Below are 16,246 nucleotides of genomic sequence, written 5' to 3' on the forward strand. Positions count from 1 at the left end.
TTTATTAAACAGCTAAAAAGCGTTGAATCACATCTTGGCTGAGTTCGGTGGTGGAACCGGAGGCGACAATACCACCTTTTTGCATAGCGTAATAGTAATCAGCCTGACGGACAAAGTGCAAATGCTGCTCTACCAATAATACAGAAATGCCTGTGGTTTCGACGATGCGACGGACTGCGGCTTCAATTTCTAGGATGATGGAGGGTTGAATCCCTTCCGTGGGTTCATCTAAGACGAGTAATTGAGGTTCTCCCATTAAAGCACGTGCGATCGCTAATTGTTGCTGTTGTCCACCACTCAAATCGCCACCCATCCGCGAAAGCATAGTTTTTAACACCGGGAATAAGCTAAAAACTTCCTCTGGAATTTCTGCTTTTTTTACTGGCTTGCGTCTAGCTTCTAATCCCAGCAGCAAATTTTCTTTGACTGTCAAACGGGGAATAATTTCTCGTCCTTGGGGGACATAACCAATTCCCAACTTTGCCCTTTGGTCTGGGGATTTTGAGTTGATTAATTCTTCAGCTAAGTTAATAGTACCGCTGCGGGGTTTGAGTAAACCCATAATTGTTTTGAGTAAAGTAGATTTCCCTACGCCATTGCGTCCAATTAGGCAAACCATTTGCCCAGATGGTACGCTTAAATCTACATTGCGGAGAATGTGACTTTCGCCGTAGTAAACGTTGAGGTTAGAGATTTTTAGCACTATAAATTACCTAGATATTAAAATTTCACGCAGATACGCAGAGCAATGTTAGCCTCCTGACCGCAACAAACAAGTAAAACCTTCTTGTTCAAAAAGATAACTAATTATAGTGATGATCTCTGCATAACTTGTAATATATTGCTCAAATTTATAACATACAAAACTTTTCTAAGTATATTGAAATATACCAGAACTTATCCATCTATTTATTCGATTTGTTATAAAGCTTTAGGATTCAATTTTGTTGTTTCCTGACTTCACGCGCATTGCCACGACTCTAAACGGACGCAGAGACAGAGTAAGACTATTTCGGTAGCATCAGTCAATGAAGCGTCAAGAATCACCCTTCTAAAGAACGGTGAGTATGTAAAATCTCTTGCCGTGATACTACCTCTGGGAGTGTGATAAGCTAATCAACATTTAACGATTTGTGGATTAGTAAGGTTACGAATTAGATGACAACTGCTGACCACTTACTTTTTGCATTGAAACTTTTCACTGCCTTGGGCTGCGGACTTGTGGCGGGAGTCTTCTTTGCCTTCTCGACTTTTGTAATGAATGCTCTTGCTCGACTTCAGCCAAGAGAAGGCATGTCCGCCATGCAGTCGATTAATATCACAGCGATCAATCCATTGTTTATGATGGCGCTCTTTGGAACGGCTTTGGCTTGCCTCTTTCTAGCGATCGCCTCGCTGTCAAAGTGGCATCAACCCGATGCTGTTTACTTACTAATTGGTAGCCTACTCTATCTAGTTGGCACTGTTGTAGTGACGATCGCCTTCAATGTGCCGCTGAATGATGCCCTGGCGATCGCCAAACCAGATAGCACTGAGGGTGCAGACTTATGGGCTAGATATCTGACCACCTGGACGCTCTGGAACCATGTTCGGACGATAGCAGCGTTTGGGGCAGCAGCATTGCTGACAAGTGCGCTCTGTAAGCAAACAGTGCAATAGGAATGTTAAGTATCAGAGTAAAAAAAAGTATTAAAAGGATTTAACAGAACTATGCCAATTAAAAAACCCATTAATCTGAATCAAGGAAGTTTCCTCAATCCCGCAGATAAAAAGATAGTTGTCATCTTAGATAGTGAAGATATTTTAACTTTAATCACGCAAGAATTAAAAACTCGTTATTCCCCAGAAACTCAAAAAATCCTACTTGAGCAAAGTTCCCAGTTATTGCCTGATTTCGTACTTCAAGAATTATTAAAGCGCCAAGAAGAGGTAGTAAACGTTAACCCAGACACCTTAATAGTGGTTAACTGCCAGCTAGCAGAGATAGAGGTCGATGATTTGGGATTTGATTTAAATGTCGAAGCATATTTTGTAATTGCAGATACAACAGGTCAAAATCAGTTTCGGGCTAATAAGATAGTCCTTTGGTCGAATATATGGGGTGATGAAGAACGTCTTGTTGAATTAGAAGATGAACTAGGTGAGCAATTCTGGACACATTATCAAATCCAGTTGCTTTTTGATGAAAAAGAGCAGCCAACAATTGAACTGGAAGTATCACAAACAGATGATTATGCAGCGAGATTAGAATTTTATCCATCACTGAAAATGTTTTCACCATCTATAGTTCCCTTTTCCCCCTTAACCGAAAACTATTGGGAGTAGGGATGTATAAGGGCATGAGGAAGAAGCTAGCAATGCCCTAAGCAACCTCAACTACCCACTCTTGGGATCTACCGTGTATACACAAGTCAAAAAAAGTTTGATTTTTTATTGTTCTATCGTTTATCTCGTTATCTCGTTCCCAGTCTCCGACTGGGAACGCTCCTCGTTGAGGCTCTGCCTCCAATCTGGCATTGAGTCAGAGACTCAATGAATGCATTCCCAGTCGGAGACTGGGAACGAGGAAAGTCTTATCAAGCTAGGTTTTTAGGACTTGTGTATACACGGTAGCTCTTGGGATGGAGGTACACGCCGCTTTGAATGAACATCGTCATTAGTCCTTTGTCCCCTGTAAACACAAATGACTAATGACGATGGATAACCTAATGAGTTAATTTGCGAGTTAAATGGGTAATATAAAAACAGCGATTTTGAGATTTCAAAATGAGTAAATTGCTTGTTTAACTAATGATGGGCTTTTTCTCGTCAAATTTAAACTACTCCTGTTTCTTTCTGAACTTAAGTTAGGCATCTCTTGCCAGCAGTGGCGGCAGAACCAATAGGTTTCTTGTAAGCGAATGTGACGGAGCATTTGGTTTGAACAGCAAGGGCAGTTTGTCATAGAATTGTTGTTTTATTAAAAAAGTTAAACACAAATAAGTAGTTTGCTCTTGGCTTTACTACCAACAGTTTTAATTTATAAATAGAAAATAAAGAACTAATAAAGAAATGAAAGTAGTTAACAACTTTTAAAAAATCTCAACAGGCGCTTAATTTGCTGAGGTGTAGACCATTGCAGGTATCGCTCACTCCCTAAGACAGTCTATTTTTGAAGAAGAATTCTGGCTTCTGAATTCTTCAAAGAGAATTGGTATTAGATGTAATATTTAGACGTAGAAATCACTGTGGCAATTCCAGTATTCAAGGTGACGTACTGCTGCACACGTTTTTGTTTAATCCATTAGTGAAGTAAAATCCCAACCCAGCAGTTGAGCAACTTGAGCAGGGAGGGTAACTGGATTAAAGGGTTTGAGGATTACACCTGCAACTTGATACTGTTGCAAAATTTGCGAATCGAGCCATCGCGCTTTAGCACTGAGCAGCACTACAGGAATAGCTTGAGTTTCTGGATTATTTCTTAGTTTACTCATAAACTCAAAACTAGCCATGTCACGGATTGAGATATCTAATACAATCGCATCAGGACTATGGCGTACTGCATTCTGCAATCCTTCTAATGGAGAATCTGCTGTCACCACATCCCAACCAGCTAAATCTTGGAGGCAAAATTTTACTATCTCACGTACATTCAGTTCATCGTCAATGAGCAATATCGTTTTGCCAGTTATATTTACCTCCAATAGCATATTCATACACTTTTCCAGTGAGATAAATTATTTTTATCTGCAAACAAAAAATATATATTACAAAAATAAAAAACTAATAAAGATATAAATTTTGTTACAAATTTTAAAAATTAATCGTCCCACCCCAGAATCTCAGTAACTTCGTTGCAGATAGAGGTGGGTTCAAAGGGTTTGGTAATAATCCCGGCAATTCCCATCTGGGCGAAACGGGCGCGATCGCTCCCTTGGACTTTCGCTGTTAACAAAATCACTGGAATCCCTTGGGTTGTAGAATTTGCCTGAAGTTTTTCGTGTACTGCAAAGCCGTCAATGTCAGGCATAGAGACATCAAGTAGAATGGCATCAATGGGTTCTGTTTGGGCGATTTTTAGTCCTTCTGCCCCTGATGCAGCAGTCAGGGTGTCCCATCCTCCCAAGTCTTCTAAACAAGCTTGTACTAATTCGCGGATTCGTTCTTCATCATCCACAATTAACAATTTTTTAGTCATTTGTCATTTGTCATTTGTCATTTGTCATTTGTCATTGGTCATTTGTCATTTGTCATTTGTCATTTGTCATTGGTCATTTGTCATTGGTTATTTATTATTCTTCTCTGCTCCCCTGCTCCCCTGCTCCCCTGCTCCCCTGCTCCCCTGCTCCCCTGCTCCCCTGCTCCCCTGCCCCTCCGCCCCCCTGCCCCTCTGCCTAATTTCTCGGCAATGGCAGAGTGAAGAAAAACGTGCTGCCAACACTAAGAGTACTCTCAGCCCAGATTTCCCCACCGTGCTGATCAATAATACTACGACAGATTGCCAATCCCAAGCCTGTGCCGCCTTTGGTGCGAGAATCAGATGCATCTACTTGCTGAAATCTTCCAAAGATTGCTTCTAACTTATCTGCTGGGATACCTCGTCCTTGATCCGCGATCTGGAAGAGTACGCGGTCTGTTTGCTGTTGGACACTCAGGGTAATAGTAGAATCGGCAGGCGAGAATTTAATCGCATTACCTAACAAATTGGTGAGCGTTTGCACAATGGCATCAGCTGCGGCCCAAACTTGAGCATTGGTAGGGTGGATCTTAAAGATAATATTTTGTTGATTAGCGATCGCCTGCACACCCGCTACTGCTTGTTGAATTAAATCAGCTGCATTGCAGGTAGTTTTTTCTAAGACAGCTCGATCCGATTCTAAGCGTTCCAAATCGAGAATATCGTTAACTAGACGCACTAAGCGATCGCTGTCGATGGCTGCAATCTCAATCATCCGCTTGAATTTGTCTGGTTTTTTATCGTAGATACCAGTTTGTAGTAAGCCTAGTGCGGCGCGAATTGCAGTTAAGGGAGTACGGAGTTCGTGACTAACGATGCCAATAAACTCACTCTTCATCAGGTTAATCTGCTCTAGTTCAGTGATATCTTCGGCAATACCAGCAATCCGAACTACCTCGCCTAATTCATTTTTGATCCCAAATGCGCGATCGCGAATCCAACGGATTGAACCATCAGGGCGGATAATCCGATATTTTTTATCGTATTGCCCTGGTTTAAGCTGTTCAATGACTTCAGTTTCGACGCGCTGGCGATCTTCTGGGTGAATTGCATCTAACCAATCTGAATAGTTGTGATACAAGTCCTCACAATTTCTTTGCCAGATGGTTTGGTATGCATTGCTCACATATAGAACTTGTTGACTTTGATTATCGGTCATCCAAAATACTGCTTGGATGTTTTCTGCCAGCTGACGAAACTTTTCTTCGCTCTCGCGTAAAGCTTCTTCGATGCCTTTACGCTTGGTGATATCTTGGTGAACCGCAACCAGAACGTCGCCGTAGTCGGGATGTCTGAATACAGAAGTCGTCACACTACACCAAAATGGTGTACCATCTTTTTTAAGATTCTGGACTTCGTAGTTGGCTTCAGTATTTTGTAAGACGGCAGACAAAGTGGCTTGATTGACATCTTCAGTATTTACCGATTTGGTGACACTACTCACAATCGAAACGTGCTGACCGTTGAGTTCATTAGAGTCATAGCCAAACATCTGCTCAAATTTAGGATTGGCATAGATAATGATTGCATTATCTATTCTCACCAAGCAAATGCCTTCCCCCATATTGCGGGTGATTACAGCCTGAAGCTCTAGCATTTGCGCCTGTTCTAAAAGTGTGAGTTGAGTTTGTTGCTGCTCTATCACTGTTTTTCGCAGGCGATCGTTCGTCTCTGTCAGTTGTGCAGTGCGTTCTTGCACCCGTTGTTCAAGTTCGGCATTTAGTTGTTGTAGGTCAATTTCTGCTTGTTTGCGCTCCGTTAGTTCTATCTGTAACTGTTTAAACAAAGCTGCTTGCTGGATAGCAATGCTTACTTGCGCTCCTAACTGCCGTAACAGAGAAATTTCTGAAGATTGCCACTCACGAGGAGCCGCGCATTGATGAGCTGCCATTAATCCCCACAATTCATCTCCCAAAGAAATGGGAACGACGAGATTTGCCCTCACCTGGAGACTTTCCAAAAATTGAACGTGACAGGGACTAATTCCGGCAGTATAAATATCAGTTTTCGCAGTGACTAAGCCTTGTTTAAAGGGTTCGACGTTCTCTTCACCAATGCAAGGATCATGAATCTGGAGTGGTAAAAGAGCCATCCATTCTGGTGCAACAGACTCAATAACAATCGTTCCACCCCAACCTGGATAAAATTGAAAGATAGTGACGCGATCGCACTCCAGAAAATGCCGCACTTCATCGACAGTGGTTTGCAAGATATCTTGTAAATTCAGCGATCGCCGGATACGCTGAGTCATCTCCATCACTAAGCGCTGTTGCTCAAATTGCTGTTGCAAAGTTTCTTGTGCTTGTTTGCGATCGTCAAGAGTTATCCGCAATTGCTCGGCATTTTCCTGAGACAATTGTTGGTTGAGTTGTTGAATCTTCCGTCTGCTGTATTGAAGATTGCCTGTCACCAAGTTAATTATCAAGGCAACCAATAAGAAAATTCCTAACCGCAATACATCTTCTGATTGATTAATCCCCAGTTGATATCGAGGGGGAATCAAGAAATAATCAATTGCCAGTGTGGAAAGAACAACTGTAACAATTCCTGGTCGAAAGCCACCATACCAAGTACTGGCGATGATCGCTATGTAGAAAAATCCACCAATGGTTCGAGAAATCAGCGGTTCTAGCCAGACTGATAAGAAGGTGGCGATCGCAGTTGAGCCAATAGCAACACCGTAGTTCAATAATCGCGGATAATTTCTGATCATGCTTTACTTCTTCCTGCCTGAGAGCGCCAGCGCGTTCTTTGAATGCGGCTCAGTACCCGTGTTACAAGTTCTGGCCCTAGCACTGGCTTGCTGATAAAATCATCGGCTCCGGCTGCAAAAGCTTGCTGAAGAAATTCTGCTTCAGTATGGGCTGTAACTACTAAAATCGGTAAATCTCCCCACTGGGAATCCTGGCGCACGACCTGGCACAACTCTAAGCCATTAACTATTGGCATTTCTAAATCTAGTACTATCAAATCTGGAGATGTTGCAATCAGCACCTTCCAAAATTGTTGTGATTGAGAAAGAGTTGTTACTTCCAGCCCCCAAGGAGTTAGTAACGCCGATAATCCAGCCAGTATTACAGGGTCATCATCTACGATTAAAACTTTGGCTTCGGAAGTTTTAGGTTGAGGTAAGACACGAGCGATCGCCTGAAAAATCTGCTCGGTTGTCGCCGGTTTATGCAAAAATTGTCTAGCTCCTAAACGCGATACTGCCAGTCGATCTACCAATGTATCTCTCCCTGTAAAAACAATCACTGGGATATTTGGCGATCGCTGTACTATCTCGCTCAATAATACTAATCCATCTTCTTCGGTTCCAGGAAAACTCAAATCCAGTAAAACTACGTCAGGAGTTTTTAAGGAAAAAAGCGATCGGGCTGTTGCTAAATTGGGTGCAACCTTCATTCTGATTCCCCATAAGTCGGCTTCTGCCTGCAACTGCTCCGTCAGCATCGCATCATCATCGATGACTAACAGACGATAAGTTTGGTTCATCGGGACGCTTTGAGCGGTGGAAGTAACAACAGGCTTGCTTAACTCTTGCTGTAATCCTGTTACCAGTTGTGAGAAATCAGAGATTTTATCTGGAGATAGTGAGGAATATTGAAGCAATAAATGCTCTATTTTCCGTGCTAGCCGGGAACCCTCTGGATAACCAAATGACCCCATCGAACCTGCTAGCTTATGGGCTTCATGCAATGCCTGCTGATGTAAATCTTCATTAAAATTCCCCGCTAAAAGTGCAGTTTTTGCCCGTTCCAACACTCCAACCTGTCCGGCAAAGGAATTACGAAATCGCTCCAGCACCCGATTTACAGAAGTCATATCTTTGGAGCCAGTTTTTTTCTTTCCATCTGGATTTGTTTCCATAACAGAGATGGGGTGATTAGGTGCAGGCTTGATGCGATAGCCCATACCATATACCGTTTCTAGAAATTCTTCTGCTAGCCCTACTGTTTTCAGTTTCTTTCGCAAGTCTTTAATATGAGTCGTAACTGCACTTTCAGTCGGTGCATCTCCAAATCCCCAGAGCCGATCTAGAATGACTGCACGACTAAAGATCCGATCTGGGTTTTGTAAAAACAATTCCAGCAGTTTGTATTCTGTGGCGGTGAGGGGAATTTCCTGCTCATTACAAGTTACTCTGCCAGCATGTGGATCTAAACAGAGATTTCCCCAGGTTAATGTGGATGATGAGATTGCATCATTGCGTCGTAATAAAGAGCGAATTCTGGCTAGTAATGCTTCTGGGTTGAATGGCTTAATGACGTAATCATCTGCTCCAGCATCTAACCCAGCAACAATGTCTGCATTAGAATTTTTTCCGGTTAGCAACAGAATAGATTTACGGTAGCCTTGCTTTCGCAGTTGCCGACATAAGCTAATGCCATCTAGTTTTGGAATTAACCAGTCCAGCAAAATCAACTCATATTCAGTCGATAGTGCTAGTTCTAATCCAGCTTGTCCATTGCTTGCGATATCGATAGTATAACGATTTGCACTCAACAACTCGAAGAGTGCTGTACTCAGTAATACGTCATCCTCTACCAACAAAATTTTCATAAGTTGCATCCAAAGAAGATGCTTATGACACCTCCGCGATCGCAGCGCACAATATCTGCGTGGTCAAACTCCTGTGTAATTTTAATATATCGTTACAAACATTACAACAAGTTAATTATTTTTTTGCAGTCTGATAGATTTTTTTACAAATCTTGATAAAAGGCATTCATATAAGATATGCCCTTTATGATTAAAAATCGCTAACTAGTTAACCTACGCCCCAACAGCTTCCTTCGCGGCGTACAAAACTTCAGCGTTGATTTCTTTGAAACTGCGATCGCAATTAAATTTATTAGTGATGCACTAGAGTTATATTCTGTTACGTGAAATCATTGCTGAATAGGACGTAAAACTTCTAATTCACTAGGATGAGTTAAAACTTTGCCTAATGGCTCACTGAAATAAACAACTTGATAATTAGGTGCAAGTTCTGTTTGCAATTCCTTCCACAGACTAATTCCTTCTTCTTCAAAAGCCGCTTCAGCCTCTGCACTTAAATCTGGTGAGTTAGCAGGATCTTGCCAATTTAATGTTGCATCGTAAGCAGATGCCCATTTTCTCAGATGGCTAATGGTTTTTTGACTGAGGGGCAGTTTTGCTGGATCGATGTTACCAACTTTATCAGCATCTGCCCACCATAAAGGGTCGCACCCATAATCAGCCATTAGTTTTATCTTTACTGCCATAGCTATGTCAGGTGAAATTATGGTAAAGAGGCGGGATTAGCTATTCATATTTAATTTAGTTATTTTAAATAGTTATTGAGAAAAATATATAAAAATTAATATTAAATCTGTAATATCTCATAATTTAATTTTTATCACTAAAGCAAAAAAATGGGGTAAAGAGTATACATAACTCCTCACCCCTCAATCTTCTCGATTAACCGCTAATCTACGCTCCGACAGCTTCCTTCGCGGCGTACAACACCTCAGCGTTGATTTCTTTGAAACCGCGATCGCGGGCAAATTTCTCAGTATTACGCTTCACTTTCCCACGAACAAATCCCGGAATCTTATTCAATTCTGCTTGACCATCTTTTGTCCAATTCAAATCAGAATCAGCAGAAATTCCTCTAGTAATAACTTCTTTGGTATCATGACCACCGAAGATTTCTAATAGGTGATCTTCCATTCCCAAAGTGAAGGAATTGTAGATCAAATCTGTAATCTGATTCGTGCCTTCGTAACCCATAAATGGTTTGTAACCAATGGGGAAGTTTTGCACGTGGATTGGTGCAGCAATTACGCCGCAGGGAATATCCAAACGCTTACCAACGTGGCGTTCCATTTGAGTGCCGAAAATGGCAGAAGGTTCGACACGAGCGATCGCATCCCCAATTGCACCATGATCTTCGGAAATTAGCACTTCATCGCAATACTCGCTCACCTGTTCGCGGAACCAATCAGCATCATATTTACAGTAAGTACCAGCCCAAACAACATGAATCCCCATTTCTCGCACCAGAATCTTGGTAATGGCGGCGGCGTGGGTATTGTCACCAAAGACCACAGCTTTTTTGCCAGTCAAGTTTTGACAGTCAATCGAACGGGAGAACCAAGCAGCCTGAGAGACATGGAGGGTTTGCTCATTGATGAAGTTTTCGTAGTCAACTTCTGCACCTTGAGCATTAATTACCTGCTGAATCTTGCGAATACAACGGGCAGTTTCCACTACACCCATTGGCGTAATGTCTATATAAGGTGTGCCAAATTGTTCTTCCAGGTAACGGGCGGTGGTCAAACCGAGTTCACGGTAAGGCACCAGGTTAAACCAGGCTTGGGACATCTTTTTCAAGTCATTCACCGAAGCACCTTCAGGAATTAAGGTATTTACCTCAATTCCTAAATCAGCCATCAGCCGTTTCAATTCGGTGCAGTCGTGATTATTGTGGAAACCGAGGGTGGTAGTACCGATAATGTTAACTGAGGGCTTTGCTGTTTTGCCTTCTGGTAATTCGCCCCGCTTCCGAGCTTTTTCAATGTAGTATTGGACAATTTGATCCAAAGTGCGATCGGCGGCTTGCAGTTCGTTGTAGCGGTAGTGGTTTACATCCGCCAGCATTACGTCTCCTTTCGCTTCCAACTGCGCCCGTTCGACAAAGTTATGCAGATCCTCTTGCAAAATGCTAGAGGTGCAGGTGGGAGTTAACACAATTAAATCTGGGTGTTCCTCGGCATCCTTGCGGACGATGTTATCTACCACCTTCTCTTGGGAGCCGCGTGCTAAAACGTTGCGATCGACGACACTGGTTGTCACCGGAGTAAAATCCCTCTCCCGCGATAGCATAGAGCGCATGACGTTAAAATAGTCATCGCCAATGGGGGCGTGCATGATCGCATGAACATTTTTAAAAGAACTAGCGATTCGCAGAGTGCCGATGTGGGCTGGGCCAGCATACATCCAGTAAGCTAATTTCATGTTTGTGTCTCCCTTTTCAACTCAAATAACTAAGTAAGTGGGCGTAAAAAAATATAAGATGGACTTCACCATCAACCCCTTCGATGCGTAGTTTACCGCCGTAGGCATCGCACAGCGTGTCGTTGGTCAAGAAGGGGAGAGGTTTGGAGAGAGGTATTATCTATAATTCAGCCCATTTACTTATAAGTGGTTGATTATTAAATCGTTTCTGATTTTCTCAAACCTACTGGCGGAAAAAAAATAAGGTTTGTTGCGGGTTTTAGGAGAGGCGATATAGCTGAAACCTATTTACTGCTTGGGACACAGCTATCAATTTCAACAAAATTACCTGTTATTTTTGTAAAAAAATCTTAATATTTCGGGAAACTAGACCTAACCCCCAGCCCCTTCCCTGCTAGCGTTGGGGAGTAAGATTCAAAGCCTATCTCCTTTTAGGCTACGGTGTATACACAAGTCTTCTAGAGTTGCGCCACAGCCTTTTGATCCCCCCAACCCCCCTTAAAAAGGGGGGCAAAAAGCTCTCAAAGTCCCCCTTTTTAAGGGGGATTTAGGGGGATCTACAACAATTTTGGTTTTATAGCAAAGATGTGTGTACACCGTAGCCTTTTAGGAGAGAGGTCAGAAGTCCCTGATTCCTTAGTCAGTTGCGTTTTTACCTAATTCGCTAAGATGTACACAAGCTCATTTTCACAACAATTATGGTGAAAACACCCTCTCAGCTTTGGACAATTCCTCCTTTGGAAAATGGCGACAAACTTACCCGCTATGAATTTGAGCGTCGCTATAATGCCAACCCTAACCTGAAAAAAGCTGAATTAACCGAAGGGATTGTCTATATTATGCCAGCTGCTCTGCGTTTCCGAAGTCACGGTCAACCGCATGGTTGGATTTTGACATGGCTTGGTACTTACGAAGCTGCGACTTCTGGTGTAGCGTTGGGAGTTGAACCTACCGTCCGCTTAGACTTAGATAACGAACCTCAACCCGATGCTGTTCTGTTGATTGAACCGGAAGCAGGTGGTCAAACGCGGCTGAGTGAAGATGATTATATTGAAGGTGCTCCAGAGTTAGTTGTGGAAATTGCTGCTAGTAGTGCGGCTATCGATCTTCATGGCAAAAAACAGGCTTATCGTCGCAACGGTGTCAAAGAATATATTGTTTGGCAAGTTTTAGACCAAAAATTGACTTGGTTTTCTCTGGAACAAGGTGAATATTTGGAATTAATACCTGATAATGAAGGCGTTTTGCGAAGTCGGGTATTTCCAGGGTTGTGGTTAGCGGCGACAGAGTTATTAGCAGGTAATATTCAGGGTGTCTTGAAGGTTTTACAAGTAGGTTTGCAGTCTGCTGAACATGGAGATTTTATCAAGAAATTAGGTAGTGATTAACTTATATCTTGCACCAGGCGACTAGAAGTCGCGGCTACACAGCCAAAACCCGCCTGCGCGGGTTGAAAACATTGATTTGACCTTACCGCCTACACGAACTAACCTTCTCCTGATGGAGACGCTACGCGAACGGGAACGCCAAAGGCGAACGTTTGTATAGCCGCGATTTCTAATCACTAGGGCTAGTAATTCGCCAAGGAAACTTGGCGGGGTAAAAGGGAAGGGGGAAGGTGGGACTCCCACGAAGTGGGGATAAGGGGCAGGGGGAAAGGGTTTAAATCCCTTACCCTTTTCCCTTTCCCCAATTAAGAGTCCTCACAAGCGCATTTTTGGGTTGGCAGACTACTAGGTGCAAGATATGAGCGCCCAAAGGGCGCGATTACACGCCCGAAATAAATGAAAGAAACACAGTTAACAAGAGGTTTAGGGTCAATAACTTATACACTAAAAAAGTACCATGACAGTAAAAGCCGTGATTACACTGGTGCATTATTCGTCCGAATGTGGGTCTGGTTCTGGGTGTCGTTGGCAATAATATTGGTGAAGTAGTTGAAGCTACTATCCCGTTTAGGAGACTAGATTTATTTGCCCACCCAGGCATGGTACACCCAATAACGGATGCAAAAGGCGCTTATCCAGATGAATTTACATCTCCACAAAGTCATCAGCGATGTGACTGGTTTGACCGGAATGAAGATTATAAAAGCAATCGTTGCTGGTGAACAAGACCCACAAATTTTAGCATCCTTCAAAGACCCACATATCAAAAGCAGCACAGCAGATATTGCTGCATCTTTAACTGGTGATTACCGCCGTGAACATTTATTTGTCCTCCAGCAAGAATTAACACGGTACAAGTCTCATTGTAGCGATCGCCTGATTTATATTTTGATTCAGCAACGCCAAGACTTAAATCCCAAGCAACCAACAGCAGTGACACTTCTGGGACTGCGTTTAGTCATCTGAAAACCCAAATCATCAAATAAACCAACTGATACTCACAAAATGAATATACTAATTATCCTGGGTGAAGTCATATTTTTAATAACTATTTTCTTGCTGTTTAACTGGCTAATTGGCGTAAGCTTAAACCAAGTTACTAAAGTTTCATGGCTTCAAGGAAAAGCTGCAAATATCGATTTTCTGCGCCGCAGCATCAGTAAAATTTTAATTTTAATTTGTGTGATTATGTGTCTGGCGCTGGTTGGCTTGAATGGGATGGTGATTTATCGACGTGGAAACATTCAGGAATTTCAACTTAATCTAATTCGCAGTCTTCCTACCCAATTTTGGATCAATATTTTTACGGCAAGCTTAAAAAGTGTGAGTTTGCTATTGCTAGTTAAATTTAGCATCCCACCGTTAAAGCGGGGTATAGATTGGGTCTGCGATTACGCCAAGCAAGCCGATCAAATAAAAGCTAACGATGAGAGTATTGAGGCTTTTTTTAAAGTCTTAAAAAGAATCATTATTCATACTTTGTGGATATCTTCTGTTATTCTATGTGCTAAATTTCTCTATATCCCAGAAGTTGTTCCCAAATATCTTTACATAGCTTTAAAAATATACATTATAATCACAATTGGTTTACTCATTATTAAAGCTGTTGCTACCATTGTTGATACTCTCGATGCACTGAGCCTTAAATACTCTAGTTCTAACGATCTACTACGTTTATATGAGCGTTTACGCAACTTAATTCCCCTCTCCAAAAAATGTTTGGAATACGTCCTCTATGTTGGCATAGTAAATCTTGTTGTTCCAGAAATAGAACCCATCGCTTGGATAAATGCTTATACCCCTAGAATTGTGCAGATTATTGGGGTTTATTTTATTAGCAATGTTTTGATTGAAGTCGTTTACTTTATCCTGGATGAATTCTACTTAAAAACTACAGATTTAAATGATTCACAGCAACAGAAACGGCTGACGCTGATTCCCTTAATACGGAGTTTTGCCAAATATTTCATCTACTTCACTGCCGGAGTTACTATACTCAGGCTGATTGGCATTGATCCTGCCCCTATCTTAGCAGGTGCGGGAATTGTGGGTATAGCAGTTGGTCTTGGGGCGCAAAACCTGATTAATGATGTTGTTTGTGGATTTTTGATTTTGTTTGAAAACTATTATTTGGTTGGTGATTATGTCGAAGCCGGGAAAATGGAAGAGAGAAGTGTTGAGGGGATTGTAGAGGCGATTGAACTGCGAACTACTCACCTTCGCCATCCTGATGGTCAATTGCAGATTATTCGTAATGGAGATATCGGATCAATTGTCAATTTCTCTAAACAGTATATATATGCAAGGGTGGAAGTTAGCGTTTCATATAACTCCAATTTAGATCATGTGTATAGAGTAGTTGAGAAGGTAGGACAGCAGTTAAAAGCAGATGAACAGGATGTTCTAGAACCTACCCGCGTAGCTGGACTAGAACACTTTGGTGAGAATAATATATTGCTGCTGACGCTGACAAAAGTCAAGCCTGGAAAACATCTTCATATTCAGCGTGTTCTCCGCAAGATATTGAAGGATACTTTTAGCCAAGAAGAAATTGAAATTTGCGGTTTTTCTAAGAATTGATACTATCACTCTAAAAGAAAAGAGCATCATCAGATGCACCAACTTTTATTAAAATTATTTTAATCATGGACTTTTTCACGAGAAAAAATGCTGCTTTACCACATCTAGGCGTGAACATTTCCAATAATCGATGTGTGAGACAATCAAACCATCAGAGTTAAGTCCTAATTCACTCCAACCAGGAATAGAGATCCGTGGCTTCCAGGGGAGAGGAGTATTCCAACTGAGTGTCCACTCAGTTTTTATTGTGTCTCCTAAACGTTGAATATTCTGTAAGTCCATCTTGGGATCTAGAAACCAAGTTTGGATAAAATTAATCATTTCTTTGTAACGTTTAACACCACGAAATTTATTCAGCGGGTCTTGAAAATAAACGTCTGGAGCGTAAATACTGTAAGTTTGATTTACTGGGAATCTTTGATAGTCTTCTTTGAGGATTTCAATGATATCCATGATAGATAAATATATCTGTAAATTGCTTTAATAGGAAAACTGAAAAATTGAAATCAACCCTCATTCCATAAACGTTCTAACTGACGCCGCCAAGCAGTTAGGACTTCTTCTCGCCCTTTTGCAGATGAGTCTATTTCGCCCATCATTCCTTCTGCATAAAAGCGTTCTAAGCTTTGCATAGTAGCTTGTAGAGATTGTCCTTGCTGTTTTGCTACCTGAATAATTTGCCGGATGCGGCTTTCAATTAGTCGATTAAAAACATTATCTAATCCAGCCTGATAGAGAGATACAAGTCGGTTGATTGCATTGGATAAATCTGCACTAACTAAAGTGCTACTGTTATGTTGAAATACCCCCCAAATTCCCCCTTCATGCAAAGCGTAACGTACTTCTTGAGTGTCATCAAAGTTGGCTTCTAGGAACTGTTCTAAAAATGGTTGGGCTTCTTGAATGGGCAGAATAGGTAGTAAAATTCGCAGCCAAGTATTATCTTCGGAAAGCAGCACCAATAGCCGAAAAGTAGAAGTGTCTACTTGCCACGATCCATGAGCAATAGAACTAACAGCCGATGTACCAAATAATTCTGTGAGCGTACCCGCAATTTCTTCAGGTGTCATAAGCTTTT

At 41.8% G+C, this 16,246-nt stretch carries 13 protein-coding genes and 1 pseudogene; 5 read left to right on the forward strand and 9 right to left on the reverse strand.

The genetic code is table 11. The features are described from left to right. Positions 1-4 precede the first annotated feature (4 nt). Positions 5-703, reverse strand: coding sequence for an urea ABC transporter ATP-binding subunit UrtE (urtE, locus tag ACWATR_RS29105; RefSeq protein WP_460339726.1), 699 nt, complete (start codon positions 701-703; stop codon positions 5-7). Positions 704-1,158: 455 nt separating this feature from the next. Here urtE and ACWATR_RS29110 point away from each other — a divergent pair, with 455 nt between their 5' ends. Next, positions 1,159-1,659 (forward strand): anthrone oxygenase family protein, encoded by a 501-nt coding sequence (locus ACWATR_RS29110; RefSeq protein WP_460339728.1) that lies wholly within the window; start codon positions 1,159-1,161, stop codon positions 1,657-1,659. A 51-nt stretch (positions 1,660-1,710) separates the two neighbouring features. Beyond that, entirely contained in the window at positions 1,711-2,325 is a 615-nt protein-coding gene (locus tag ACWATR_RS29115) for a hypothetical protein (protein WP_460339730.1), read from the forward strand. A 950-nt stretch (positions 2,326-3,275) separates the two neighbouring features. Here the strand turns inward: ACWATR_RS29115 and ACWATR_RS29120 are convergent. The 6 genes from ACWATR_RS29120 to bchB all read right to left on the reverse strand — a co-directional run bounded on the left by ACWATR_RS29120 (position 3,276) and on the right by bchB (position 11,200). Beyond that, positions 3,276-3,695 (reverse strand): response regulator, encoded by a 420-nt coding sequence (locus ACWATR_RS29120; RefSeq protein ID WP_460339732.1) that lies wholly within the window; start codon positions 3,693-3,695, stop codon positions 3,276-3,278. 104 nt (positions 3,696-3,799) lie between these two features. Beyond that, on the reverse strand, positions 3,800-4,177 hold the full coding sequence (locus tag ACWATR_RS29125) for a response regulator (RefSeq protein WP_460339734.1): 378 nt from the start codon (positions 4,175-4,177) through the stop codon (positions 3,800-3,802). Positions 4,178-4,373: 196 nt separating this feature from the next. After that, positions 4,374-6,929: an ATP-binding protein gene (locus ACWATR_RS29130; protein WP_460339737.1), complete on the reverse strand. Its 2,556-nt coding sequence runs from the start codon at positions 6,927-6,929 to the stop codon at positions 4,374-4,376. Beyond that, complete coding sequence (locus ACWATR_RS29135) at positions 6,926-8,779, reverse strand: response regulator (RefSeq protein WP_460339740.1); 1,854 nt, start codon at positions 8,777-8,779, stop codon at positions 6,926-6,928. The genes ACWATR_RS29130 and ACWATR_RS29135 overlap by 4 nt, the downstream gene beginning before the upstream one ends. Before the next feature lie 329 nt (positions 8,780-9,108). Next, entirely contained in the window at positions 9,109-9,465 is a 357-nt protein-coding gene (locus ACWATR_RS29140) for a hypothetical protein (RefSeq protein WP_460339741.1), read from the reverse strand. Between the two features lie 208 nt (positions 9,466-9,673). Continuing rightward, on the reverse strand, positions 9,674-11,200 hold the full coding sequence (bchB, locus tag ACWATR_RS29145) for a ferredoxin:protochlorophyllide reductase (ATP-dependent) subunit B (RefSeq protein WP_181930833.1): 1,527 nt from the start codon (positions 11,198-11,200) through the stop codon (positions 9,674-9,676). 698 nt (positions 11,201-11,898) lie between these two features. Here bchB and ACWATR_RS29150 point away from each other — a divergent pair. From ACWATR_RS29150 to ACWATR_RS29160, 3 genes and pseudogenes are all read left to right on the forward strand, one after another. Beyond that, positions 11,899-12,588 (forward strand): Uma2 family endonuclease, encoded by a 690-nt coding sequence (locus ACWATR_RS29150; RefSeq protein WP_460339744.1) that lies wholly within the window; start codon positions 11,899-11,901, stop codon positions 12,586-12,588. 615 nt (positions 12,589-13,203) lie between these two features. Beyond that, positions 13,204-13,443: pseudogene (locus ACWATR_RS29155) on the forward strand (IS110 family transposase); the annotation flags it as partial. A 150-nt stretch (positions 13,444-13,593) separates the two neighbouring features. Beyond that, a complete protein-coding gene (locus tag ACWATR_RS29160; protein ID WP_460339746.1) occupies positions 13,594-15,168 on the forward strand; it encodes a mechanosensitive ion channel family protein in 1,575 nt (524 codons plus the stop codon). 75 nt (positions 15,169-15,243) lie between these two features. On the opposite strand, the gene ACWATR_RS29165 is transcribed toward ACWATR_RS29160, so the two are convergent. Together ACWATR_RS29165 and ACWATR_RS29170 are read right to left on the reverse strand one after the other, a co-directional pair. After that, positions 15,244-15,621, reverse strand: a complete 378-nt coding sequence (locus ACWATR_RS29165) for a DUF2358 domain-containing protein (protein ID WP_460339748.1) — start codon at positions 15,619-15,621, stop codon at positions 15,244-15,246. Positions 15,622-15,674: 53 nt separating this feature from the next. Further along, on the reverse strand, positions 15,675-16,238 hold the full coding sequence (locus tag ACWATR_RS29170; protein WP_460339750.1) for a hypothetical protein: 564 nt from the start codon (positions 16,236-16,238) through the stop codon (positions 15,675-15,677). Positions 16,239-16,246: the final 8 nt, after the last annotated feature.

This window comes from Nostoc sp. UIC 10890, assembly GCF_054786515.1.